General features: G+C 60.1%; 13 protein-coding genes. 10 read left to right on the forward strand and 3 right to left on the reverse strand.

Annotated features, from left to right (window positions below; all coding sequences use genetic code 11):
- The first annotated feature begins 88 nt into the window (after positions 1-88).
- From H9S92_RS09805 to H9S92_RS09830, 6 genes are all read left to right on the forward strand, one after another.
- Entirely contained in the window at positions 89-1,729 is a 1,641-nt protein-coding gene (locus H9S92_RS09805) for an IS1182 family transposase (protein WP_187464761.1), read from the forward strand.
- Positions 1,730-2,014: 285 nt separating this feature from the next.
- Positions 2,015-3,145 (forward strand): hypothetical protein, encoded by a 1,131-nt coding sequence (locus tag H9S92_RS09810; RefSeq protein ID WP_187466536.1) that lies wholly within the window; start codon positions 2,015-2,017, stop codon positions 3,143-3,145.
- A gap of 5 nt (positions 3,146-3,150) precedes the next feature.
- Positions 3,151-4,068, forward strand: a complete 918-nt coding sequence (locus H9S92_RS09815; protein WP_246463784.1) for an AAA family ATPase — start codon at positions 3,151-3,153, stop codon at positions 4,066-4,068.
- A 14-nt stretch (positions 4,069-4,082) separates the two neighbouring features.
- Positions 4,083-9,164 (forward strand): SUMF1/EgtB/PvdO family nonheme iron enzyme, encoded by a 5,082-nt coding sequence (locus tag H9S92_RS09820; RefSeq protein WP_187466538.1) that lies wholly within the window; start codon positions 4,083-4,085, stop codon positions 9,162-9,164.
- A gap of 598 nt (positions 9,165-9,762) precedes the next feature.
- Positions 9,763-10,863, forward strand: a complete 1,101-nt coding sequence (locus tag H9S92_RS09825; protein WP_187466539.1) for an energy transducer TonB — start codon at positions 9,763-9,765, stop codon at positions 10,861-10,863.
- Between the two features lie 4 nt (positions 10,864-10,867).
- The gene (locus H9S92_RS09830) at positions 10,868-12,211 is read left to right on the forward strand and encodes an NAD(P)/FAD-dependent oxidoreductase (RefSeq protein WP_187466540.1); all 1,344 of its coding nucleotides are present in this window, start codon (positions 10,868-10,870) and stop codon (positions 12,209-12,211) included.
- A gap of 80 nt (positions 12,212-12,291) precedes the next feature.
- On the opposite strand, the gene H9S92_RS09835 is transcribed toward H9S92_RS09830, so the two are convergent.
- A complete protein-coding gene (locus H9S92_RS09835; protein ID WP_187466541.1) occupies positions 12,292-13,095 on the reverse strand; it encodes a 3'-5' exonuclease in 804 nt (267 codons plus the stop codon).
- 561 nt (positions 13,096-13,656) lie between these two features.
- Between H9S92_RS09835 and H9S92_RS09840 the strand changes: the two genes are divergently transcribed.
- The 3 genes from H9S92_RS09840 to H9S92_RS09850 all read left to right on the forward strand — a co-directional run bounded on the left by H9S92_RS09840 (position 13,657) and on the right by H9S92_RS09850 (position 18,025).
- Positions 13,657-14,394, forward strand: a complete 738-nt coding sequence (locus H9S92_RS09840; RefSeq protein ID WP_187466542.1) for a SpoIIAA family protein — start codon at positions 13,657-13,659, stop codon at positions 14,392-14,394.
- Between the two features lie 287 nt (positions 14,395-14,681).
- Positions 14,682-15,896: an acetyl-CoA C-acyltransferase gene (locus H9S92_RS09845; RefSeq protein WP_187466543.1), complete on the forward strand. Its 1,215-nt coding sequence runs from the start codon at positions 14,682-14,684 to the stop codon at positions 15,894-15,896.
- A gap of 14 nt (positions 15,897-15,910) precedes the next feature.
- A complete protein-coding gene (locus tag H9S92_RS09850; protein WP_187466544.1) occupies positions 15,911-18,025 on the forward strand; it encodes a 3-hydroxyacyl-CoA dehydrogenase NAD-binding domain-containing protein in 2,115 nt (704 codons plus the stop codon).
- 470 nt (positions 18,026-18,495) lie between these two features.
- Here H9S92_RS09850 and H9S92_RS09855 read toward each other — a convergent pair whose 3' ends face one another.
- A complete protein-coding gene (locus tag H9S92_RS09855; RefSeq protein ID WP_187466545.1) occupies positions 18,496-19,458 on the reverse strand; it encodes a ribonuclease Z in 963 nt (320 codons plus the stop codon).
- Positions 19,459-19,567: 109 nt separating this feature from the next.
- On the reverse strand, positions 19,568-19,969 hold the full coding sequence (locus tag H9S92_RS09860; RefSeq protein WP_187466546.1) for an STAS domain-containing protein: 402 nt from the start codon (positions 19,967-19,969) through the stop codon (positions 19,568-19,570).
- A gap of 448 nt (positions 19,970-20,417) precedes the next feature.
- On the opposite strand from H9S92_RS09860, the gene H9S92_RS09865 reads away from it, so the two are divergent.
- Complete coding sequence (locus H9S92_RS09865) at positions 20,418-22,985, forward strand: ATP-dependent Clp protease ATP-binding subunit (protein ID WP_246463786.1); 2,568 nt, start codon at positions 20,418-20,420, stop codon at positions 22,983-22,985.
- The last annotated feature ends 113 nt before the right edge of the window (positions 22,986-23,098 follow it).

A 23,098-nucleotide genomic window follows, 5' to 3' on the forward strand; every position in this document is an offset into this window, starting at 1 on the left:
GGGGCCGTCTAAAAAGTCTACTAGGGGGGCATTCTGGTACAAAATACGAAAAAGTAGTATTTTGAGGCTGTTCCCATCCCCGTAGCCGATGAGCACAAAAAGAGCAGTTTTCAAGCCTGACCTCCAGAACCAAGGCTTGCTATTCCCTCCACATCTTGCCGACATGGTACCGCCTCATCATAAGGCGCGGCTGATCAGCCAGATTATAGATGGGATGAACATTGATTCGATCCTAAGCACCTATTTAGGAGGTGGCAGTAGCGCGTACTCTCCTCGGATGCTGCTTAAGGTGTTGGTTTATGCCTATTCTGATCGGGTGTACTCATCTCGTTCGATTGAGAAGGCTTGCTATGAGAACGTGTGCTACATGTGGCTAAGTGGGATGTCCACTCCCGATCACAATACGATCAATAACTTTCGCAAGCACCGCATGGGTGGCCGGGTAAAGGAAGTGTTTGCCCACGTTTTGTTGACTTTACATGAACAAGGCTATGTCAAGCTGGATGATTACTTTTTAGATGGCACTATACTGGAGTCAGTAGCTGGCCGGTACACCTTCGTTTGGAAGTCAAACGTTGAGCGTTACAAGAAGTCGGTGCTAGACCAGATAGGGATGATCGTTTCTCAGATTGACGCTTTATGTGAAAAAGCGGATAAAGAGGATGAGCAAGCTGCCGATGGGGATGATCAAGGGGACAAACTCAGCGACAGTGCAGCAGTCCAAGAAACGATTGATCGACTCAACAAAGCCTTAGAAAGTCAGTCCCCCAGCACCAAGGAGGAAGCCAAAGAGGTCAAAAAGGCAAAGACAAAACTGAAAAACCTGGAGAGCAAGTCCTTGCCCAAACTCCAGGAATATGAGCGCCAGCAAGAATTACTGGGAGATCGGTCGTCTTACTCTAAAACGGATCATGGTGCTACGTTCATGAGGCCCAAAGACGACCACTTGGGCAACGGGGAGCTAAAACCCGGCTACAATGCTCAAGTGGGAACGGAAAACCACTTTGTTGTAAACTGGACAATGCACCAGACGCCTTCTGATGCGGCCTGCCTCATTCCTCATCTTGAAGACACCGAATCGATCTTAAGCCAAATCGGATTGAACTTGCCCAAGGCCATTACAGCCGATGCGGGGTATGGCAACGAAGAGGCCTATCGCTATTGTGAGGGCAAGGAGATAGAAGCCTACCTCAAATACCCGGGCTATTACAAGGAAGAGCAAGGAGTACTTAAAGCGCCATTTGCGCCAAGCCAGTTATACTATAACGAAGAGCAAAATGTGCTGATATGCCCCATGGGTCAGCATATGACGTATTGTGGAGAGGGAGAGGAGAAAACAGCAAGTGGGTATATCCGTGAAACAAGTAAGTACAAAGCCGTCAATTGCATAGGCTGCCCCTTGCGCGGGATGTGTCATAAACAAGACGGCAACCGAGTGGTAACCATTAGCCACAAAGGTCAAAGCTATCGCCAGCAAGCCCGAGCTCGTCTGAGCACGAAAGAGGGTAGAGCAAAGTGCCTGCGCCGTAACGCAGAAGTCGAGGGCTTCTTTGGCAACTTGAAGGCCAATCTGGGAAGACGTCGGTTTACACTAAAGGGACTTACGGGGGTTAACATTGAGATGGGCCTCCTTTCGATAGCCACAAATCTTCGTCGATTACATAAATTATCGATTGAGCAAGGGCGTAGTCTGCTTACTCCGGTCGTACAAAGGGCCCAAATGACCTAAAACGGCCCAAAAATCCGTCTAGACGGCATTTTTAACTCCCTGAAGGCCCACCCAGCATGTGGGGAGGCCCAAAAAAGGAACACATATTTTTTCTTAAATGTGTCAGAACGCAACCAGCACAGCCACCGTGGCGCACCCCACAGCTTTGGGGCTGACTTTTTAGACGGCCCCGCGGGGGGGAGCACCTGCGGCCGCGCCATTTCCTGCTTCTCAATTTACGAGAGCACCTATGGATAAAATCGTAAATTGGCGCAGTAAAACGCTTGCCGGACCAGGGAAACCCATATGCTAGCCGCCCTCCAACGTGAACTCAAAGACCTGATCGGCGATGGCCGGACGGAGGAGGTTTTGGACCGCCTGCTGGGCGAAGTGCTGCCCGGCAGCGGCGAGGCTTTTAACCAGGCGATGACCCAGAAAGCCAGCTTCGGCGAGCTCCAGGAGGGCATCATCAACGGCATTCTGGAAGACAAGGACATCCGCCTGAAGCGCAACCAGATCAACTACGCGCTGCTGCAAATCATCGACCGCCTGGTGCCGGCGGACCTCCACGCGGCCGTCCGCGACCTCACCGAACAGGCCCGGCAGGTGCCCGATTTCCACGCCCTGGGCGTCAATCGCACCCCGCAGGTGGAGCAGTTCGAGATGGACCGCTTTTTCAGTCCCGACCCCGACTGCCGGGTATTTTTCTACTACCTCCACGGCGATTTGCGGCAGGAAGGCCCTGCCTTGGTGCAACGCCTCGGCCTGGAACTAAGTGGTCGCCGCCTCGAAGCCGCCGCCCTGACGGAGACCTTCCACGGCCGGCAGCCGATTATGATCGACACCAAGCCCGAGCCGCGCGGCAACGCCCAGTTGTTCCAGATCCTGCTGCTCAAAAGCCTGGTCGAAAAGTTCGTCGGCCCCGTCAACAATCTCCAGGACCTGAAAAACAAGACGCTGGCGGACCTGATGAGCAGTCCGCGCCTCAGCAATCTGACGGCCGACGATGCGGTCTGCATTACCGTACGGCTCGACCACTACAACTGGAACAAGGCCGTGGTACCGCCCGTGTTGCGGAACCTCTACGAGACTTTCTGCAACTGCACCTTACCGTCAACGGCCCCCAAATTTTACTTTTTCTTCGGCCTCGAATACCCCAAAGACAAACCAGCCGTGCGCCAGGAGGTGGCCGAAGCCATTGCCGCCCGGCAGTACGGGCAGGCGATGGAAGAACTACAGCCCGTCTCCGCCGCCGAGATTGCCGAGTGGTTTACGCGCCACCCGCCCCTGTTGGCCGAGGGCCTGGAAGCCGAAGAAATGGTGGCCCGGCACTTTCCCGCCGCTCTGGCTACCCACGACATGAAAGACGTCATCACCACGCTCCAACGCCTGATTGATGCTTACAATAAAGGAGAAAGCCTCCGCCAAAAAAACTGATGCCCATGGCCTACCAAGCCGCTGATTACGTACTGCCCGCCGGCCTCCTCCAGGCACTCGAAGGCGCCATCCACCTCCGCCGGCCCCTGCTGCTGACCGGCGAACCCGGGACAGGAAAAACCACCCTGGCCGACTGGGCCGCCCAGTACCTCCACCAAAAGTACCAGGGCGCACCCTTCCACTTCCGGCCCGAGCCCCTGCGCTTTTCCACCAAGACGAGCAGCCAGGCCCGCGACCTCTTCTACACCTACGACGCGCTCTCCCACTTCCAGGCCGCCAACCTGAAACGCGACGGCGGGGTGCAGATCGGCGACTACCTCGAACTACAGGCCCTGGGCCGCGCCATCGCCCTGAGCCAACCCAACCCCGCCTACCAGAAAATGGTGGGCGACGACTGGCACGACCAAGCCCAGGGCTGCGTCGTCTTGATCGATGAAATCGACAAAGCGCCCCGGGATTTTACCAACGACGTCCTCGACGAAATCGATCGGCAGCGCTTCCTCCTCCGCGAGACCAACACCGAGCTCGAACGCGGCAAAGACGTGCCCGTGGTCGTCATCATGACCTCCAACTCCGAGAAAAACCTGCCCGACGCCTTCCTGCGCCGCTGCGCCTTTTTCCACATCGAATTTCCGGCCCAGGATGATCCGCTGCTCCGCACCATCGTCAGCAAGCACCTCGGGGCCGCCACCGGTGCTACCGCCCAGGCCCGCGAAGAGCTGATCGGCTTTTTCTACGACGCCCGAGCCGCCAGTCCGCGCAAAAAACCCGCTACGGCCGAGCTGCTGGGCTGGCTGGAGCTGCTGGAGATGCAAAACTTTGCCGCCAAAAACGCCGCCGAGCGCAAGCAACTCCAGGAGTACAACCTCTCCTTCCTCGTCAAGACCCAGGAAGACCTCGAGGCCGTCCGTAAACTCCTCTGATCCCACCCGCTGCCGTGCCCGAACTGCCCCCTCATCTGCCCTTGCCGTTGGCGACCTTCGTACGGAGGTTGCGCGCCGCCGGTTTCCCGGTGGATGCCGGGCGGGAGTTTCAGTTGCGGCGGGTCTTGCACGAACGGGGCAGCGAATACCTGGGGCGCTTCGCCGACCTGAAATACCTGCTGGCGCCCTACGTGGTGCGCAACCCCGCCGAACAACGGCAGTTTTACGTGCTGTGGGACGATTACCTGGCCGAGCTCGAGCTGGCCGTCGCTGCCCCAAGTGACGCAGCGGAGGCGGAAAGCGCCCGGCAAAGCACCAACCGCTGGCTCCGCTGGCTGCCGCTGCTTGTGCTGGCCTTGGTGGCGGCGTTTTTCGGGAAAAGCATCTACGCATATTTCTACCCGGCAACGGGGGCACCCGCTACGGAAGTCAGGTTCGCCGCCGCCCCCCGTCTGCCGGAGGATACTGACCCCCGGCAGCAGGTCGGCGAACGCCTGCGCTTCCTCAACCTGACGCCCGCGGGCAGTGCCGAGGATTCGGCGGCTTTCCGCTGGACGGTGGAAGACCTGGTGCGCGATTCATTGGTCTACGAAACCACGGGCTACGACTTCGATTACGCCGTAACGGGGCCCGCAGAGGGCACGACCCTGCGCGTGAGCCTGGACGGCAGCCACGTCGCTTCGGCGGATTCCGTGGCCCGGGCCTCCAGCACCGTGGATGTCTTTTGCGCCGACCTGCCGGGTTTGGCCGGCGCCCAGTTTCCCACCGGTCCGCTGCTGGAAGCCACGACCTACCGCTTCGGGGTGCAGCGGGAAGCGGACACCGACTACCGCCTGATCATCGGTACAGACACGCTGACTTTTCCGACTGGCGCGGCGGGGCTGGCGCAGGTCAGGTACCGCTTTGCGGAGCAGGGGATTTACGTGGCCCAGCTGACGGCCGTGCGCCGGGGCAACGCCGACTTCTGCTTCACCACCCGCACGGAAAACCTGAGCGTCGGGGAAAACCTGCCGGTTTTGCCATCGCTTAGCCTGCGGGCCGACGTGCCCCGCCTGGTGCTGGGCATCAAAAACTGGCTGCCGCTCTTCCTCCTTTTTCTGGGCATCTACCTCTTCGCCTACCACGAGCAGTACTGGAAAGACCGGAGAAAAGCGGGTGCGGCGCGGAGCGACGAAGCCCTGGCGGCCGCCTATCCCATCCACGATAAAGGTCCGTACCAGATTCCCTACCGCAGCCAGGCGGGGCAGATCAGTGTGCCGGCCGACTTCTTCCGCATCGCCGGGCTGCTGCGGGTGCGCGAAGAGGGCCTGCGCCGGGTGTTTGACGCACCGGCCACCGTGGAGGCCACCATCCGTGAAGGCGGCTTCCCCCGCTGGCGCGACCGCGCCAGCAAGCAACCGGCCAGCTACCTGGCATTGGTGAAAAGCACCGACGAATTCCACCAGCAGGACCTCCTGTTGCGGCGGCTGACCGACTTCCTCGTCGCCCGCGAAGCCGCCCTGACCGTCTACTACCACCAGGGCAACTTCGAGCACTTCTGGAACGACGAACACCCCAACGGGTGGAGTCCCGCCCAACTCCGCAGCCGCTACCCCGAGCACCGGCTGCTGCTCATTGGGTCGGCCCACGGTCTGGTCGATGCCTACGAAAGCCGCCAGCCCCGCCTCGACCCCGCCAAAGAACGCTGGCTGCTGAACTGGACGCGCCGCCTGGTGCTGACCACCGAGCCCGTGGCCGACTGGTCGTACCAGGAAGTCTTGCTCCACCGCCAGGCCCACCTCCATCCCCTCACCACGGCGGGCATCCAGGAGGGACTCGAAGCCCTCAACGACACCGAAGAGTACCAGCCGGGGCCTTACGCCCGCTGGGAAAAACAACAGGCCCACCGCCACCCCGAGCCCAGCTGCCGCTACCGGCAGTGGGAAACCGTGGCCGAGCACCGCGACTACCTGGCCGACGATCCCGAGCTGTTCCGCTGGCTCACCGCGCTGGCCGTCAACGCCCAAACGGACTGGAACCTCACCATCGCCATCGGCCGCGCCCTGGGCCTGGAGGTCACCCACAACCGCCTGCTGCGCCTGAGCCGCATCCCCTGGCTGGCGGAAAACCGACCGCCGACCGAGCTGCGTTTGGCCTTCCTGGCGGAGCTGCCGCTGGCCGACGAAAAGCTGGCCCGGGAAGCGGTCCTGGAAGAACTCACGGCCGTAAAAAGCCAGGTGGAAAACAGCTTTGCGGCGGCGGATTGGTCGGCGCAGTCGGCCGTCCATGCCTTCGCCCTTGACCCCCAGGACCCGCAGCAGCGCCGGGCGGTGGAGGAATTGCGCCGCGTGGGATTCCTCTCCGGCGGGCAGCTGGCCGAACTTGACAGGGTGGCGAGCCGCGCGCAGGGCAGCCAACTGACGGAAACCGAGCAGGACGCCGCGCCCAACCTGACGCGCTGGCTCCAGCAAAGCAGCAAAGAAAATGCCCGCGACCGCCGCCAGCAACTGGCCGGCCGCCTGGGCATCATCGTCCTCTGCCTCCTGCTTTTTTACCCCATGTACCGCTTCCAGCGCCAGGCCAACGTGCTGCCGCCCGGCGCGGATCCCACCTGGTGGCAACAGGCGAAAGTGCTCGACGACCCGGCCCTGCAACGCAACAACGAAGCCGTTGGCATCTGGGACCGCACCGCCGCCCTGCCCAGCGATACGGCCCGCACCGGCCGCACCGACTCCCTGGTCATCGCCGTCGGAAAACTCGCCGAAGCCATCGAACTGCGCGGCGGCGTCTATCCCCTGGCCGACAGCAACCGCCTGGCCCTCGCCTACGACGTCTCCGCCCTGACCCTCTTACAATTTTACCGGATGGTGGACGAGGTGAGTCCCGGGGCGCGGCCGCAGGTGCAGGGTCCGGAACAACAACAGCAAAGTGAGGACAACTTCTTCGACAACCTGGGCGACGCTCTTGAAGGGATGGAACTGGCCGCAGTGGACTCGCTGCACGCCTACCTTAAGCGCGCCCTAGAGCTGCAGGTGGACAACACCCAAGGCAATTACCGCCACCACTTTGCCCACCTGCTGGGGATTGCGGAGCTGGGGCGCTACGAAGCCTACTTGAAATACTACGGCACGCCGAACCACCCCGCCGCCGCACAACTGACCCGCGCGGAAGGCATTTACTGGCAAATCGATAGCCTCACGGCGGGCAGCTACTTCGACTCCCTGACCCTCATTGCCCCCGTCAACCTGCGCACCATGCTCGAACGGGTACGGGCCGTCATCAACCAGGAGGGCGGTGGGGATATTCCCGACCCCGGCCCGGTCCTGCCCGCCAGCTACACCCTCCAGGGCCGGGTGGTGGATGCCAACGGCCAGCCCCAGCCCGCCATCACCGTGACCCTTTCACCCGGGGGCACCGCCGTGACGACCAACGCCACTGGCCGCTTCGCCTTTCGGGACCTCCAGCCCGCGCTGACCTACCGCCTGGACCTGGCCTCAGCGGCCGGCGACCAACAAACGCTGAGCTACCAGTACGAGGAGCGCCGCCGGGGCAACCTGGGCGACTACCGCTGGGAGCTGGCCAAGGATCCGCTCACCACCAATACCGACAACGATATCGTCTCCCAGCGCCTGGCGCAGTGGGGCAACAGCCAGGGGAATTACTTTCTGTACCAGCGGGGTAATGCTACTGAAGCAGGTCAGTTGCAAGACTATCTGACGGGTTTCTGGCGCGGGAACGGAGCTGGCGAAGTTCTGTATTCCGCCCGCGACATGGCGGAAGGCCTCAAGGCGCGCTATCCCAAAGTAGAATTTTCGCCAGTACGTATTACCGTTGAAAACTTCTTCTTCCTCGGCCAAAAGCCTTCGCCGCCCGCCTTCGCCCGGGAAATCCAGGCCCTGCGCGGCGGCAACACGGCCCTGGTCATTGCCGTCACCCAGTACGACGACCCCGGCTTCCCGGACATCGCGGGCATGGCGGAGAAAACGGCGGAAATGACGGAGCAACTCCGCGCCGCTGGCTTCAACGTGCGCACCATCCTGGACCCCACGAAAGCGGAAATGCAGGTCGCGCTGCGGGAGTACGTGGCCCGCCCGCGCCTGGGTACGGAGCAGGGCTTCGTCTACCTGAGTGGCCTGCTGGCGGGGGACTACTTCCTGGGCCGCGACGCCAATTTCAGGGAGGAGGAATCACTGGGCATTTCCAACGCCGAAATCCAAAGTTTCCTGGATGCCACCGCCAAAAACACCCACCAATTGGTGATTGGGAATTTTATCACTTTTACCCCGCCCAGCGTGGTGCCCGAGCAGACTACCCCCCGCCCGCCTGCGCCGGATATGGTGGCGGTGCCTGGTGGCACCTTCCAGATGGGCGACACTTTCGGGGAGGGGTACAATGACGAGCTGCCAGTGCATACTGTGACGTTATCTCCCTTTAGCCTTGGCCGCTACGAAGTCACCTTCACCGAGTACGACTTGTACTGTGAAAGTACCGGGCGGGAAAAGCCTGATGATGAAGGGTGGGGTAGGGGCCAGTATCCCGTCATCAACGTGAGTTGGTACGACGCGGTGGAATACTGTAACTGGCTGAGTGAGCAGCATGGATATGTACCTTTTTATCAGATAGATGGAGACGAAGTAATCGCTAATTGGTCTGTCAATGGGTACCGCTTGTCAACAGAAGCGGAGTGGGAATATGCAGCACGAGAGGGTGGGAAGCAGGTACGGTTTGGTAATGGTAAGAACCTTGCTACCACCGAAGAAATTAACTTAGCTGATAGAGCAATGTTCAATGAGAAAATCGTCCATCCCCCCTATTTTGATGGGGGGTGGTACCGAGAAAAAACAGTTGCCGTTGGTAGTTTGAATAGTCCCAACGCGTTTGGGTTGCACGAGATGAGCGGCAACGTAGGTGAATGGACTTGGGACAGGTACGATGCTTATCCTAAAAATACGCAAAATAATCCGAAAGGAGGTAATCAAGGCTCCAATCGTACCACTCGAGGTGGTAGTTGGCTCAGCGATCCTGAAGGATGCCGAGCGGCCGATCGCAATTATGATGCCCCTCCGACGAGAAGGGACAGGGACATTGGCTTCCGTATTGCGCGTAGTTCAAGATGAAGTGAGCTAAAATCAAACCCCTGGTCGAGATACTCTGCGTCGACCCCGCTTTGCTCTTAAAAGACAATCATTGCATCCTGCGGCAGCGCCCAGCGATTCCTGCCTCCGAAGGTTGCTCAAGGTATTGTCGCGGCTTTAGCCCGACTGCCCAACGATTTACGCCACCGAGGAACATTTGTCTATTTCATACGGCAAAAGATGCCTCGGAGAATAAATCGTTCCAGAGGTGTCGAAAAACTCCATGCAACTCCATGCTCCAACTCCATGTAACTCCATGGGCAGAAGTGACGGCCGGACCAGAGGTCCGGAACCGATCTTGACCACAGCTGCGACGTAAAACGTCTTCACCTCACCTGCCACTGCGCAGCCCCAACCTTAGTGTACTTAGTGCTCTTAGTGTCCTTAGTGGTTCAATAAGGGTGGAGCCGTGAAACGGCTCAAATAGTGCTGCGACGTGAAACGTCAGCACCTCCGCAAAAAATCTCCATGCAACTCCATGCTCTAACTCCCTGTCACTCCATGGGCAGAAATGATATCTTTGCAGCCTGAATTGAAGAAAAACGCCTGCCCACATCCCTAAACACAAGTATTTCTGCCGATGAAATTTTTCCTTTCCTTGATCTGCTGCCTACCCCTGGCGCTGTTTGCCCAAACCGACACTGCTGCCCTTGCCCTGGGCGATACGACGATTTACGATATTGTCGATGAGGTGGCGCGTTTCCCTACGCCTTGCGAGCGGCTGGATACTACGGCTGCTGCCAAGGCCGAGTGTTCACAGGCCAGCCTGCTGGATTACGTCAATCGGCGGGTACTGTACCCGGCGGAGGCGCGTGACCAAAACATCAGCGGCATGGCGGTCATCGGCTTTGTGGTGGAAAAAACGGGCCTGATCTCTTCGGCGCGGATCATGCGCGACCCGGGTGGACAACTGGGCCTGGCGGCGCTGCGCAGCGTCATCGGGATGGCCAATGAGGTGCGCTTCCGGCCCGCCTACAAGAACGGCCAACCGGTGCGTTTCAACTTCGTCTTGCCCATCCGCTTCCGCCTCGAAGAACCCAAACCCTACGTACTGGTGGAGGGAGATACGATCTATACCGAGCCGACCACGCCCCTGGCCTTTATTGGACAGGACGGTGACCTGGCGGCCTACTTCACCGAAAACATCAAGTACCCGGCCTCCGGCGAAGACAGTTGCCGCATCGGGCAGCTCGACATCCAGCTGCTCGTCCGGCCCAACGGCTCGGTGGACGTACTGGACGTGACGGACTACAACGACCTGGGCACCGACTTTACCTTCGAGGCCATCAACGTCGCTACCAAGTCGTACGGCAAATGGCGCCCGGCGGAGTATAATGGCCGCAAAGTGACGGCGGCCTACGAGGTCAGCTTCACCTTCGCGCCCGAAAATCCGGGCTGCCAGCAGATCATCGATTACTACAACGATGCGGTCACCCTCATCAACGAAGGGCAGGCGCTGGCCCAGGACAGCACCACCCTCGCCGAAGGCCTCCTGAAAATGGACCAGGCCGTGAGCTACTTCCCCCGCGACGGGCGCTTCCGCATCGTGCGCGGACAGACCCGCATGGACAACAACCTGCTGGCGGGAGCCTGCGAAGACCTGCAACTGGCCCGGTCAATCAGCCTGATCGATTGGTACGACTCGGTCTTGCCCCTGATCTGCCGCAAAGCCGAAGAATAAGCCTATGGACGCCACCACCAAGATAAATATCCCCGAAAGCGACCTGCCGCGCATCGTCATCGTGGGGGGAGGGTTTGGTGGGCTGAAGCTGGCCCGCAAACTGAGCCGCAGTGCCTACCAGGTGGTGCTGATCGATAAGAACAACTACCACCAGTTTCAGCCGCTTTTCTACCAGGTGGCGATGGCGGGACTGGAGCCTAGCAGCATCGTTTTTCCTTTCCGGAAGCTCTTCCAGGGCAAGAAAAACGTCTACATCCGCGTGACGGAGGTGACGAGGGTGGACCCCGCCGCCAAACGAATCCACACGCCTTTCGGGCACTGCAACTACGATCACCTGATTGTGGCCACGGGCGCAGATACCAACTTTTTTGGCAACGCCAACATCGCGGAGTTTGCCATCCCGATGAAGTCGGTCTCGGAGGCCTTGTACCTGCGCAACAACATCCTGGACGACTACGAAGACGCCCTGACCACGCCCGGTTACGACTCCCGGCAGGAGCTGGTGGACATCGTGATCGTCGGTGGCGGGCCCACGGGCGTAGAGCTGGCCGGGTCGTTGGCGGAGATGAAAAAACACGTCTTGCCCAAAGACTACCCCGAGCTGAACATCGCAGCGGAGGTGGACATCTACCTGATCCAGTCGGGCGGGGAACTCCTCAAAGGCTTCAGCGCCGGGAGCAGTGCGAAGGCCCTGCGCTACCTGACGGATATGGGCGTGAAAGTCTTGCTTGATAGCCGGGTGACGGATTTTGACGGGCACATCGTTTCCTTGCAGGATGGGCGAAAAATCCCCACCCAGAAAGTCATTTGGGCGGCGGGCATTAAGGGCGCGCCCATCCCCGGATTACCCGAAACGGCCCTCACCTTCGGTAACCGTCTGGCCGTAGATCCTTACCTGCGCCTGGCGGGGGTGGACAACATTTACGCGATTGGCGACGTGGCCTACCTGGAAGAAGCGGCCTTCCCGAAGGGGCATCCGCAGGTGGCGCAGGTGGCCATCCAGATGGGCGACCGCCTGGCGCGCAACTTCGCCCGCAGCCTGGATGGAAAAGACTGGGAGCCTTTCCACTACCGCGATAAAGGCAGCATGGCTACGGTCGGCCGCGCCCGTGCGGTGGTGGACCTGCTCAGGCCGGAATTTCACTTCGGGGGCATTATGGCCTGGTTGGTGTGGCTGCTGGTGCACCTCTTTGCCATCCTCGGCACCCGCAATAAGCTGTTCGTTTTTGTGAACTGGGTGGCGAACTACATCAATTACAACCAGAGTTTGCGGCTGATCATCCGGCCTACTTTCCGGAAGGGGAGTGATGGGGTTGGTGGTCCCCGTTCCCCGGATATTTCCGGTTGAGGGGGGCTTACGGACACCCTCCACCGGGGTTTTTTCCGGGGAGGGGTGGGGAGACCGTCAACCAAGTACGGTACGGCGGATCATTTTCCCCGGCGGGCATTGTCGATGGCCTGGACGAGGGCTTTGACTTCGGTGCTGAAGTCTTTGCTGAGGATCCATTTCAGGTAGCTGGGGTCTTTGGCGAAGACCTCGGCGACGGCTTGGCCGGCATATTTGCCGAAGTTGAAGTGGGGCACGCCGTCGGGGCCGCGTTTCAGGCGCTGGGTGGCGTCGAGGAAACGATCGTCCTGGCAGAAGGCGGCAACGGTGTCCATGGACGTGAAGGGGCGGGAGGTTTGGCCGTTTTCGTCGGTGTACTCGGCGTCGGCGTAGCGGGTAAGTTGGCCGCGGAAGATATCGACGGTGGCGCGGACGTCGGCTAGCGCATCGTGGGCGTTTTCCATTTCCTTACCGGCGTAGAAGCGCAGGGCGGCGCTGAGGGTGCGGGGCTCCATGCGGTAGAAAATCTGCTGGGCGTCGATCAGCCGGCGCTGGCTGGTATCGAGGTAGAGGCCGGCGCGGTAGAATTCTTCCTGGAGCAGGGGAACGTCGTAGCGGTTGGAGTTGTAGCCGGCCAGGTCTGCCGTGCCGATGAAGTCGTAGAGCTGCTGGGCGACGTCGGCGAAGGTGGGCGCGGTGGCCAGCAGTTCGTTCGATAGCCCGTGGATGGCGAGGGCTTCCGGGGAGACAGGGACGGTGGGGTTGATCTTCATTTCCAACTCCGTGGCGGGCTGGCCGTCGGCGTGGAGCTTGATCATGGCGATCTGGACGATGCGGTCCTGGACGATGTTGAGGCCGGTGGCTTCGAGGTCGAAAAAGACTAAGTCGGAGGATAAGGGTAACATGTGGGTTGTTCTGGTGGGGGGTAAGGTACGGACTTGTTAATGAGCGAATGCGTGAATGATTGAATGGGCGAATGAACGACCGCCGTAGGCCGCAGCGCTAGCTAATGAGCGAATGGGCTACCGCCGTAGGGAGCAGCGTAGTTAATGGGGAGTTGCTGAATACTCCGTGGTACTCAATGCCCAACTCCAAGGAACTCCATGGGATAAGAATGGGTCGGGCTAAAGCCGCGACAATACCTTGGGCGGAGGGGTCGGGCTAAAGCCGCGACAGTACCTGGGGCGGAGGGGTCGGGCTAAAGCCGCGACAATACCTGGGGTGGAGGGGTCGGGCTAAAGCTGCGACGATACCTGGGGCGGAGGGGTCGGGCTAAAGCCGCGACAGTACCTGGGGCGGAGGGGTCGGGCTAAAGCCGCGACAATACCTTGGGTGGAGGGGTCGGGCTAAAGCTGCGACAATACCTTTGGCTAAGCTGGTCGCCGAGGGAGGGGCGTTGGTCGAAAATTTGGTGAGGGTAAACATCCATTCGGCGTAGCTTGTGTTTTACTTCAAAATTAGTCCGCATGATCTCGGTATTTCCACTGTCCCAGTCTAACCTGCTCGGATTCACCCTCGACGGGGAGGTTGACGAAGAAGGCATCCGCAAGTTGATGATGGCCGTTGAGGCCAAGGTGCTCACCCACGGCAAACTCCGCCTCCTCGGCAACATCAAAAGCGTGGGCGGTTTCCAGAGTTTTCAAACCTTTTGGAACACCCTGCGGACCAAGAAAGAGCTGTGGGATAAAATTGAGAAGTACGCCATCCTGACGGACCACGCCTGGCTGACGACTTTGACGGGCAGCATCGACTGGCTCACACCGCGCATGGAGATCAAGACTTTTGCCCTGAACGAAGGGGAATTGGCCCACGCCTGGCTGAAAATAGACCCCACCCCCCAAAGCTCGGAAGCGCTGACGGAAATTGACCTGGGGGACACCCGCCTGCTGGGCCTGGCCATCGTTGGGAAAATGCAGGTGGCCGATTACGACCGCATTAATACCCTCATTGAAGAGCAGGCCGCGAAATTCGGGCAGGCCCGCATTATGCTGGAAGTCGTCAACACCGGCTTTTCGGGACAGGCTTTGCTGGAAGACATCAAAGCGGGCATCAAGAACTACAAAAACGTGGAGCGGATGGCCATCATTGGCGACCAGGCCTGGCTGAAGACCACCGTCAAATTGGGCGACCTGCTGACGCCGGGACTGGAACTGGCCGCGTTTTCTACTACTGAGCGGAAGCGGGCTATTGCTTGGCTTAGTTGAGGGATTTACAATTTACAATTTACAATTTAACATTTGGCGGAAGAGGCGAATCAGTGCGCTGGAGCCAGAAATTAGTCTTGTGGAAGTGCGTCTTTTCGGTCGGGTTTTAGTTGGGGGAGTATAACTTTGCGAGAAGCGCTGGCGGGTGTTCTCCCCTCTGGGGTTGGGGGGCCTTGCTCTCCCCCTTTGGGGGTTGGGGGGTATCCTTGCCTTGCACCTGCGGCCGCGCCCAAACCGCGAACCTTTAGGGTCCCGCTGCCTTTTGAAGTTTTAGTCCTTTCCGCCCCATGCCAACCCAAGCCTTTATCTACGATGTTTTGCGCAGCCCCCGGGGGCGGGCCGATGGTACGGACGACTTGTACGAGGTGAAACCCATTGATCTGCTCAGCCAGTGTTTGCGGGCCTTTCAGCGGCGCAGTGGCCGGGAGGACTTGCCGGCGGGCATTGACGACCTGATCATTGGCTGCAATACGCCGGCGGGCGACCAGGGCTACAACATTGCCCGGGCGGCGCTGCTCAACGCGGGCTGGGCACAGGCGCGCGGGGGCTTGCAAATCAACCGCTTCAACACTTCGGGGCTGGAGGCGATCAACCTCGCCGCTGCGCGCATTACGGCTGGTTACGGCAAAGTGATGATTGCCGGCGGATTGGAGTGTATGAGCCGCGTGCCGACCTACCTGAACAGCGGGCCGATGATGAATGATCCATCAACGGTGATCAACAGCCACTACATTCCGCAGGGTGTGGCTGCCGACCTGGTAGCGAGTACCCACCGGATTTCCCGTGCCGACCTCGATGCCTACGCGCTGGCCAGCCACGCCAAGGCCATCGCTGCGGCCCAGGCCGGGCACTTCGCCGCCAGCCTGGAGACCATCACCGATGCCAACGGGCTGGTCATCCTGGCCGAAGACCGCATCCCGCGCCAAGACCTTACCACTGAGTTTCTAGGGGAACTTCCGCCCCGCTTCGCCGAAATGGGGCTGGCGGGCTTCAACGAAATGGCGCTGCACCGTTTTCCGCTCGTAGACCACATCGCCCACCTTCACACCACGGGCAATACCAGCAAGGCCGCCGACGGCTGCGCACTCTGTCTTTTGGGCGACCTGGAATCGGGTCGCAATCTCGGGCTTGAACCCCGCGCTAAAATCCGCGCCGTGGCCCTCAGTGCCGTTGACGCCACCCTCCTTTCCGGCGGCGTGAACGCCTGCGACCTGGCCCTGGAGCAGGCGGGCTTGCAGCGGCAGGACATCGACCTCTGGGAATTCAACGAGTCCTTTGCTGCCCCGACCATCCGTTTTCAGCAGCAGCTGGGCATCCCCGACGACCGCTTCAACGTCCTGGGCGGCGCCATTGCCCTGGGCGAACCCCTCGGGGCCGTGGGGGGGATGATGCTTTGCCACTTGCTCGACGAGCTGGAGCGGCGCGACCTGACCCTGGGCAGCCTCACCATCGACGCCGGGGCGGGCCTGGCCGTTTCCACCGTAGTAGAAAGGATCGCCTAAACCCCAGTCCAACCATGATCAACTACCGCAAAGACACCGACGATATCGTGACGCTGGTACTGGATATGTCCGGCCGCACCAGCAACCTGCTCAACCACCAGCTGGTCACTGCCTTCCAGCCCGTCATTGCCCATTTGCAAAAGGAGAAAGAAGCCCAGCGCCTGCGCGGCGTCATCATTGCTTCGGCGAAGAGCGATTTTTTGCAGGGCGGCGACCTGGCCTACCTGCGGCAGCTGACGGACCCTGCCGCCGCCTTCGCCTCGGCCCAGACGCTCAAGGCTTTCTTGCGCGACCTGGAGATGCCGGGCGTGCCCGTGGTGGCGGCCATCAACGGCGATGCCCTCGGCACGGGCTTCGAGCTGGCCCTGGCTTGCCACCACCGGATTGCGCTGGCCGACCCGAAAATCCGCCTCGGTCATCCGGAAATAAAGATCGGCCTCATCCCCAGCGGCGGGGCGGTCATTCGCCTGATGTGGTTGCTGGGCATCGAGCGGGCCTTCCCGCTGCTGCTGGAGGGCCGGCGCTACAGCCCGCAGGAAGCCCTCAAAGTAGGTATCGTCGATGCCCTGGCCCAGGACCCCGCCGACCTCATCCGCAAGGCCAAAGCCTGGTTGCTCTCCGACCCACCCACGCGGCGGCCCTGGGACGATCCCGCCGGCACCATCCCCGGCGGTACGGCCGCCGACCCCAACCTTGGCCACCGCATCCGCCTGCTCACCGCCCGCCTCTCGGCCGATAGCAACGACCTCTACCCGGCCTCCCGCGCGCTCATTGACCTGCTGGCCGAGGCATCGAAGCTCGACTTCACCACGGCCTACCGCCTCGACAGCCGCTACTACGCCAAGGTGGTTACGGGCGAAGTGAGCAAAAGCATGATTTCCACCTTCTGGTTTGAGAAGCAGGAAGTCCGCCGCGGCCTCGGGCGCCCCAAAGGCTACGGCAAATTCCGCCCCCGCCGCGTAGGCATCATCGGGGCGGGGCAGATGGGCTCCGGGATCGCTTTTCTGTGTTTGCGCAATGGACTGGAGGTGGTCCTTAAAGACGTTTCCCAGCCCATTGCCGACCGCGGCCGGGAGTACGTCGTGGAGCGCATTGACCAATACATTGAGCGGGGAACCTTCCAGCCCCAGGAGCGGCAGGATTTGCTGCGGCGCATCACCACTACCGACAAATCCACCGACTTTGTGGGGTGCGACCTGGTCGTAGAGGCCGTTTTCGAGAACAAATCGATCAAGCAGAAAGTCACCCGCGAAGCCGAAGAGCAGCTCGACGAGTTTGCCATTTTTGCCACCAACACGATCTCCATTCCCATCACCGAGCTGGGGGCGGAGAGCCTGCGGCCGGAGAACTACGTGGGGATTCACTTTTTCCCGCCAGCGGAGCAAACCAGCGTGGTGGAGATCGTTAAAGGGGAAAAGACGAGTGAGGAGACCATCGCGCGGGCTTTCGACTTTGCCACCGCCATCCGGAAGTTGCCGGTGGTGGTCAAAGACAGTTGGGGCTTCTTCGCCGCGCGCGTGCTCAATACTTACATTCTCGAAGGCGTCACGATGCTCAACGAAGGTTACCCTGCGGCGCTCATCGAGAACATGGGCCGGCAGGCGGGCATGAAGAGCGGGCCGCTGGCGCTGGCCGACGAACTGGGCCTGGCCCTGATCCTGCGCTACGAGCAGCAGGCGGCCCGGCACTACGGCGACCAGTACCAGCAGCACCCCGCCGTGCCCACCCTGCACAAAATGCTTGACGACCTGGGCCGCGCCGGCCGTCAGAAACGCGCGGGCTTTTACGAATACGAGGCAGATGGCTCGGCCCTGCTGTGGACGGACCTGGAAACCCACTTTCCCGTTACAAAGACCGATTACGACCGCCGGCGCATGAAAGACCGCTTCCTGTTCAGCCAGGTCATCGAGTCGGGCTGGTGCCTGCAGGAAGGCGTCGTCACCGAACGGGCGGCGGCCAACCTCTGCAGCTGCTACGGCTGGGGCTTCCCCGCCTACACTGGCGGCGTCTTACGCTACGTCGAAAGCTACGGACGGGAGGCCTTCCTGGTGCGCTGCGGCGAACTGATGGAACGCTACGGGCAGCGCTTCCGGGCACCGAAGTACCTGCGGGAGTCGATGAGTGAATGAGTGAATGAGTGAATTAATGCGTGCCCGCCGTAGGCAGCAGCCTAGCTAATGCGTGACAGCCCTACGCAGCAGCGCAGTTATACTGACAACAAACAAGCTTTTGCCGACTTTTTTAATTTTGCGGTGAGGCTAGGATGATCCCGCACTTTCGGCTACCATTGCCGCTTGGGACTCCTGGTCTTTTTTCCGCTTACGGCGTTGGCGGTTGCTTAGTGGAGCATCTTGTGACTGGGACTGAAAGCGCCGCGCAGCATCCATAATCCGGGGATGCCCACCTCCCGCCGCGCAGTTTCAGTACTCTAGGGGTAGCCACATCAGGAAACTGCAGCGCAGCTTCTTTTTTCACCACTAAGCAAGTAAGGGTCACTAAGGGGCACTAAGCAATTCGAAACGTACCGAAAACTCCCTTCCTCCTTTATTCCTTTCCTCCTTTCCCCTTTATTCCTTTCCCCCTTTATTCCTTTCCCCCTTTATTCCTTTCCCCTGTCCTCCCTGCCCACGAAAGGCACCGCATACTGGCCCAGTTCCCGCCCAGCGTGGCTGTTGGGGAAGATGGTGCGGGCTTCTTCTTCGTGGTCGGTCAGGCTGGCGTAGCGGCTGCTGAAGTGGCCCATTACTAGTTCGCCAGCCCCGGCGTCGTGGGCTACGGTAGCGGCCTGGCGGGCGGTGGAGTGGCCGCGTTGCTGGGCTTCGTCGCGCAGATCATCCAGGAAGCTGGCTTCGTGGTAGAGCAGGTCAACGCCCCGGACGTGGCTGGCCAGCTCCGGGAAGTACTGGGTATCCGAGCAGTAGGCAAAGCTGCGTGGTGGCGGGGCGGGGCTCACCAATTCAGCGTGGGGAATCACCTGGCCATCGGGCGTGTGGTAGTCGCCACCGGACTTAATGGCAGGGATGGCGGGCCAGGGAATGGCGTATTCCGCGATTTTATCCGAGCGGATATTTCCCGCGCGGGGCGTTTCGCGCAGCAGGTAGCCGTTGGTTGGCACCCGGTGTTGCAGGGGGAAAGAGAGCACTTCCAGGCCAGGGAGCGAAAGAAGGGGCTCCGGGGCGGTGGCGGAGTAAGTCCGGAATTCCAGAGGGTAGGGCATCGGGAAGCGGTCCAACTCAAATAAGGGACTCAGGCGCGGCCGCAGGTGCTGGGGAGAGACAATGAGCAATGGTGCCGTACGCCCGCTGAGCGACAAGCTGCTGAGCAAGCCCGGCAGCCCAAAGTAGTGGTCTCCGTGTAAGTGGGAGATGAGGATGGTACTGCAACGCCCCAGGCTGAGCCCTGCCCGCTGCAACTGCATTTGGGTCCCTTCGCCGCAGTCGATCAAGACGTCAGTCAGCGGCGTTTGCAGGAAAACGCCGGAGCAGTTGCGGCCGTGGGCGGGTACGGAGCCGCTGGTGCCCAAGACGGTGAGGGAAAATGGCAGGGAGGCGGAAGCAGACATGGCCAAGGGGGCATTGGTGGTTCAACTATAGGCTTCCGCTAACCGCCCCGTCGCCAGGATAGTTGCACCAACCCCTACCGGGGAATCAACGCCGGGACTTGCAGCTGGCTTAGAGTTCGTCGCTTTCCAGGTCGCCTTCGGCTTCGGCCTGCAGGTCGCGCTGGAGTTCTTCCATCAGGACGAAGTCGGTGGATTCCGACAGGGTAGGGAGGATGGTGAGGACGGAATCTACTTTAGAGATTTCGACGAGGCGCTTCACGGCCGGATGGTCTACGCCGGTAACGACGAAGGTACCGAGGTTGGTCCACAGACGGCGGGCGGTGAGGATGGCGCTCAGGCCAGAGCTATCGACGTACTTGACCGAGCTGAGGTCGAGAATGAGGTTGGTAATGCCTTCATTGGCGAGGATTACGAACTCCGATTTCAGTTGCGGTGCTACGCCAGAGTTGAGGTTCTCCTCCTCGGGCTTGATGATGCTGTAACGCTCCTGCTTATCGATGCTGAATTTCATACCGTGCTAAATCTTATTTCGCGCAAAGGTAGCTTTTTCTGCGAAGCCGTGATGACCCTGCTTGCTTTTACTTTTCCAGGGGGAGCAGGCCCGCCATTGAAAACGGTGGTGCCGGGGGAGGAGAAGACTCCCGCGAGGGGAGAATTGTCGCGAAAGGCAGCTCCGGGTAGGGTCATTCCCCAACCAAATCGGGCAATTCTTTGTTTTGATTCCCAGTTGGACGACCCGAGAACTTGGCTGTACCCCCAACCGGCGATCTGTCAGGTTCTTTTGTCAGGCGGCGGTGCATGGCACGGTTATTCCACGGAAGGTTATACTTTCAACACGGCGGAACCTTATATTTCCGCCCTAACTGAAGTCTGGCCAACTGCATTGCTCCCTGGTTCCTTACCCGGCACCTGCGTCAGCGCCCGACACTCTCCATTTAGCACCGACAAAAATTTACCAAATGAATCCTAGTCAGCGGGAATTTAACCCCGAAATAAAGAAAGCCATGGCCCGGGGCAAAATGGAAGCCGAGAAGATGGGACACGCCTACGTGGGCCCCGAGCACCTGCTGCTGGGCGTACTGAGCCTGCCCGATTCCCTGGCCAACCGGGTGCTCCGCAACCTGTCCGTCGACCTGGATGCGCTCAAAGAAGCCGTCCGGGAAAACGTCAACCGCATCGGCGGGCAAACCAGTGGCCACACTATTTCTCAACTGCCCTTAAACGACAAAGCCGACCGCGTGCTCAAGGTGACCTTTCTGGAAGCCAAAGCCCTGAAAACCTCCGTGGTCAGCTCCGAACATCTCATCCTGTCTATTCTGCGCAACAAGGAACTGCCGGCGGCCAAAATCCTCCGCCAGTTTGAAGTGGAATACGACATTTACAAAGCAGAACTCGATTACGTGAAAGACGAAAAAGATTTTACCGAAGACCTCGACCTGCCCCTGAACCAAGCCCCCGACGAAGGAGATTCCTACGACGAGGACGGCGACCAGGGCCGGGGTTTCCAGGGCGGCCAGCGCAAAGCCGGTAACGCCAAAAGCCGCACCCCCGTGCTGGATAATTTCGGCCGCGACATCACCTCCCTGGCCGACGAAAACAAGCTGGACCCCATCATCGGCCGCGAGACCGAGATTGAGCGCGTCAGCCAGATCCTCAGCCGCCGCAAGAAAAACAACCCGATCCTCATCGGCGAACCCGGGGTGGGCAAGACCGCCATCGTGGAAGGTCTGGCCCTGCGGATCAAGGAAAAGCGCGTCAGCCGTACCCTCTTCGATAAGCGCATCGTGATGCTCGACCTGGCCGCCCTGGTGGCCGGCACGAAGTACCGCGGGCAGTTTGAAGAGCGGATGAAGGCCATCATGACGGAGCTCGAAAAGAGCCGCGACGTGATCCTGTTCATCGACGAGATCCACACCATCGTGGGGGCCGGCGGTGCTACCGGTTCGCTCGACGCCAGCAACATCTTCAAACCCGCCCTGGCGCGGGGCGAACTGCAGTGCATCGGTGCTTCCACCCTGGATGAATACCGCCAGCACATCGAAAAAGATGGTGCCCTCGACCGTCGCTTCCAGAAAGTGCTCGTCAATCCCCCCAGCGCCGAAGAAGCCGTACACATCCTCAACAACATCAAACCCAAGTACGAGGAGTTCCACAACGTGAACTACTCCGAAGATGCCATCGAGGCCTGTGTGAAGCTCAGCGACCGCTACATTACCGACCGTTTCCTGCCCGATAAGGCCATTGACGTGCTCGACGAGGTAGGTGCCCGCACCCACCTCAAAAACATCAGCGTGCCGAAGCACATCGAGGAGGTGGAAGCCAAAATCGAGGAAGTCCGCGAGCAGAAAAACGCCGCCGTCAAAGGGCAGCAGTACGAAAAAGCGGCGGACCTGCGCGATCAGGAAAGCAAGCTCCAGCGCTCGCTCGAAGAGGCCAAGCTGAAGTGGGAGGAGGATTCCAAGACCCGACGTTACCCCGTCAACGAGGAAGACATCGCCGAGGTCGTTTCGATGATGACCGGCATTCCCGTCCGGCGCGTCGCCCAGAACGAGAGCAAGAAGCTCGTCAATATGGAGAAAGATCTCCAGCAGGCCATCATTGGCCAGGACGATGCCATTACCAAGGTGACGAAGGCCATCCAGCGCAACCGCGTGGGCCTCAAGAACCCCAAGAAGCCCATCGGTACTTTCATCTTCCTGGGCCCCACCGGCGTAGGTAAGACGGAGCTGGCCAAAGCCCTGGCGAAGTACATCTTCGATAGTGAAGACAGCCTGATCCGCATCGATATGTCGGAGTACATGGAAAAATTCAGCGTCAGCCGCCTCATCGGGGCCCCTCCCGGTTACGTAGGCTACGAGGAAGGTGGCCAGCTGACGGAGAAAGTCCGGCGCAAGCCCTACAGCGTCATCCTGCTCGACGAGATCGAAAAGGCCCACCCCGACGTCTACAACATCATGCTGCAGGTGCTCGACGACGGTCAGCTGACCGACGGCATGGGACGCAAGGTCGACTTCAAGAACACGATGATCATCATGACCTCCAACATTGGTGTACGCCAGCTCAAAGACTTCGGTCAGGGCGTCGGCTTCGCCACCAAGGCGCGGGAAGCCAACGCTGAAGAGAACAGCAAGGCGGTGATCAATAATGCCCTGAAGCGCACCTTCTCTCCCGAGTTCCTGAACCGGATTGACGACGTGGTGATCTTCAATGCCCTGGGCCAGGACGAGATTTTCCGCATCATCGACATTGCCCTGGACGACCTCTACAAGCGCCTCACCGGCCTGGAATTCAGCCTCGAGCTGGACGAGGAAGCCAAGAAGTTTGTCGCCGAGAAAGGGTTCGACCCGCAGTTCGGTGCCCGGCCCCTGCACCGCGCCATCCAGAAGTACATCGAGTACCCACTGGCCGAATTCATCCTTAACAACAACCCGGGCGGTGGTGCCAAGCTGATCGCCCAGATGAACGAGGAAAAAGACGGCCTGACCATTCTGCAAAGCGAAGCCGTAGTGGAAGACTCCAAGGAGTAAGTCACCGGGCGATAGCAACGGACCGGAGAGGATTTTTCTCTAAGGTCCGGTAGTAAATAATGCCTACCTTTGAGGCGAGCCGGGGGATTTTCCCCTGGCTCGCGTCGTTTTGG

Origin of the sequence: Neolewinella lacunae (assembly GCF_014349155.1) — a bacterium.
Taxonomy (GTDB): domain Bacteria; phylum Bacteroidota; class Bacteroidia; order Chitinophagales; family Saprospiraceae; genus Neolewinella; species Neolewinella lacunae.

Bases quoted from the DNA above. Each gene is read 5' to 3' on its own strand.
- H9S92_RS09805 (WP_187464761.1), top strand. From the start codon at position 89: ATGAGCACAAAAAGAGCAGTTTTCAAGCCTGACCTCCAGAACCAAGGC.
- H9S92_RS09850 (WP_187466544.1), top strand. From the start codon at position 15,911: ATGATCAACTACCGCAAAGACACCGACGATATCGTGACGCTGGTACTG.
- H9S92_RS09855 (WP_187466545.1), bottom strand. From the start codon at position 19,458: ATGTCTGCTTCCGCCTCCCTGCCATTTTCCCTCACCGTCTTGGGCACC.
- H9S92_RS09840 (WP_187466542.1), top strand. From the start codon at position 13,657: ATGATCTCGGTATTTCCACTGTCCCAGTCTAACCTGCTCGGATTCACC.
- H9S92_RS09845 (WP_187466543.1), top strand. From the start codon at position 14,682: ATGCCAACCCAAGCCTTTATCTACGATGTTTTGCGCAGCCCCCGGGGG.
- H9S92_RS09825 (WP_187466539.1), top strand. From the start codon at position 9,763: ATGAAATTTTTCCTTTCCTTGATCTGCTGCCTACCCCTGGCGCTGTTT.
- H9S92_RS09835 (WP_187466541.1), bottom strand. From the start codon at position 13,095: ATGTTACCCTTATCCTCCGACTTAGTCTTTTTCGACCTCGAAGCCACC.
- H9S92_RS09865 (WP_246463786.1), top strand. From the start codon at position 20,418: ATGAATCCTAGTCAGCGGGAATTTAACCCCGAAATAAAGAAAGCCATG.
- H9S92_RS09810 (WP_187466536.1), top strand. From the start codon at position 2,015: ATGCTAGCCGCCCTCCAACGTGAACTCAAAGACCTGATCGGCGATGGC.
- H9S92_RS09815 (WP_246463784.1), top strand. From the start codon at position 3,151: ATGGCCTACCAAGCCGCTGATTACGTACTGCCCGCCGGCCTCCTCCAG.
- H9S92_RS09860 (WP_187466546.1), bottom strand. From the start codon at position 19,969: ATGAAATTCAGCATCGATAAGCAGGAGCGTTACAGCATCATCAAGCCC.
- H9S92_RS09830 (WP_187466540.1), top strand. From the start codon at position 10,868: ATGGACGCCACCACCAAGATAAATATCCCCGAAAGCGACCTGCCGCGC.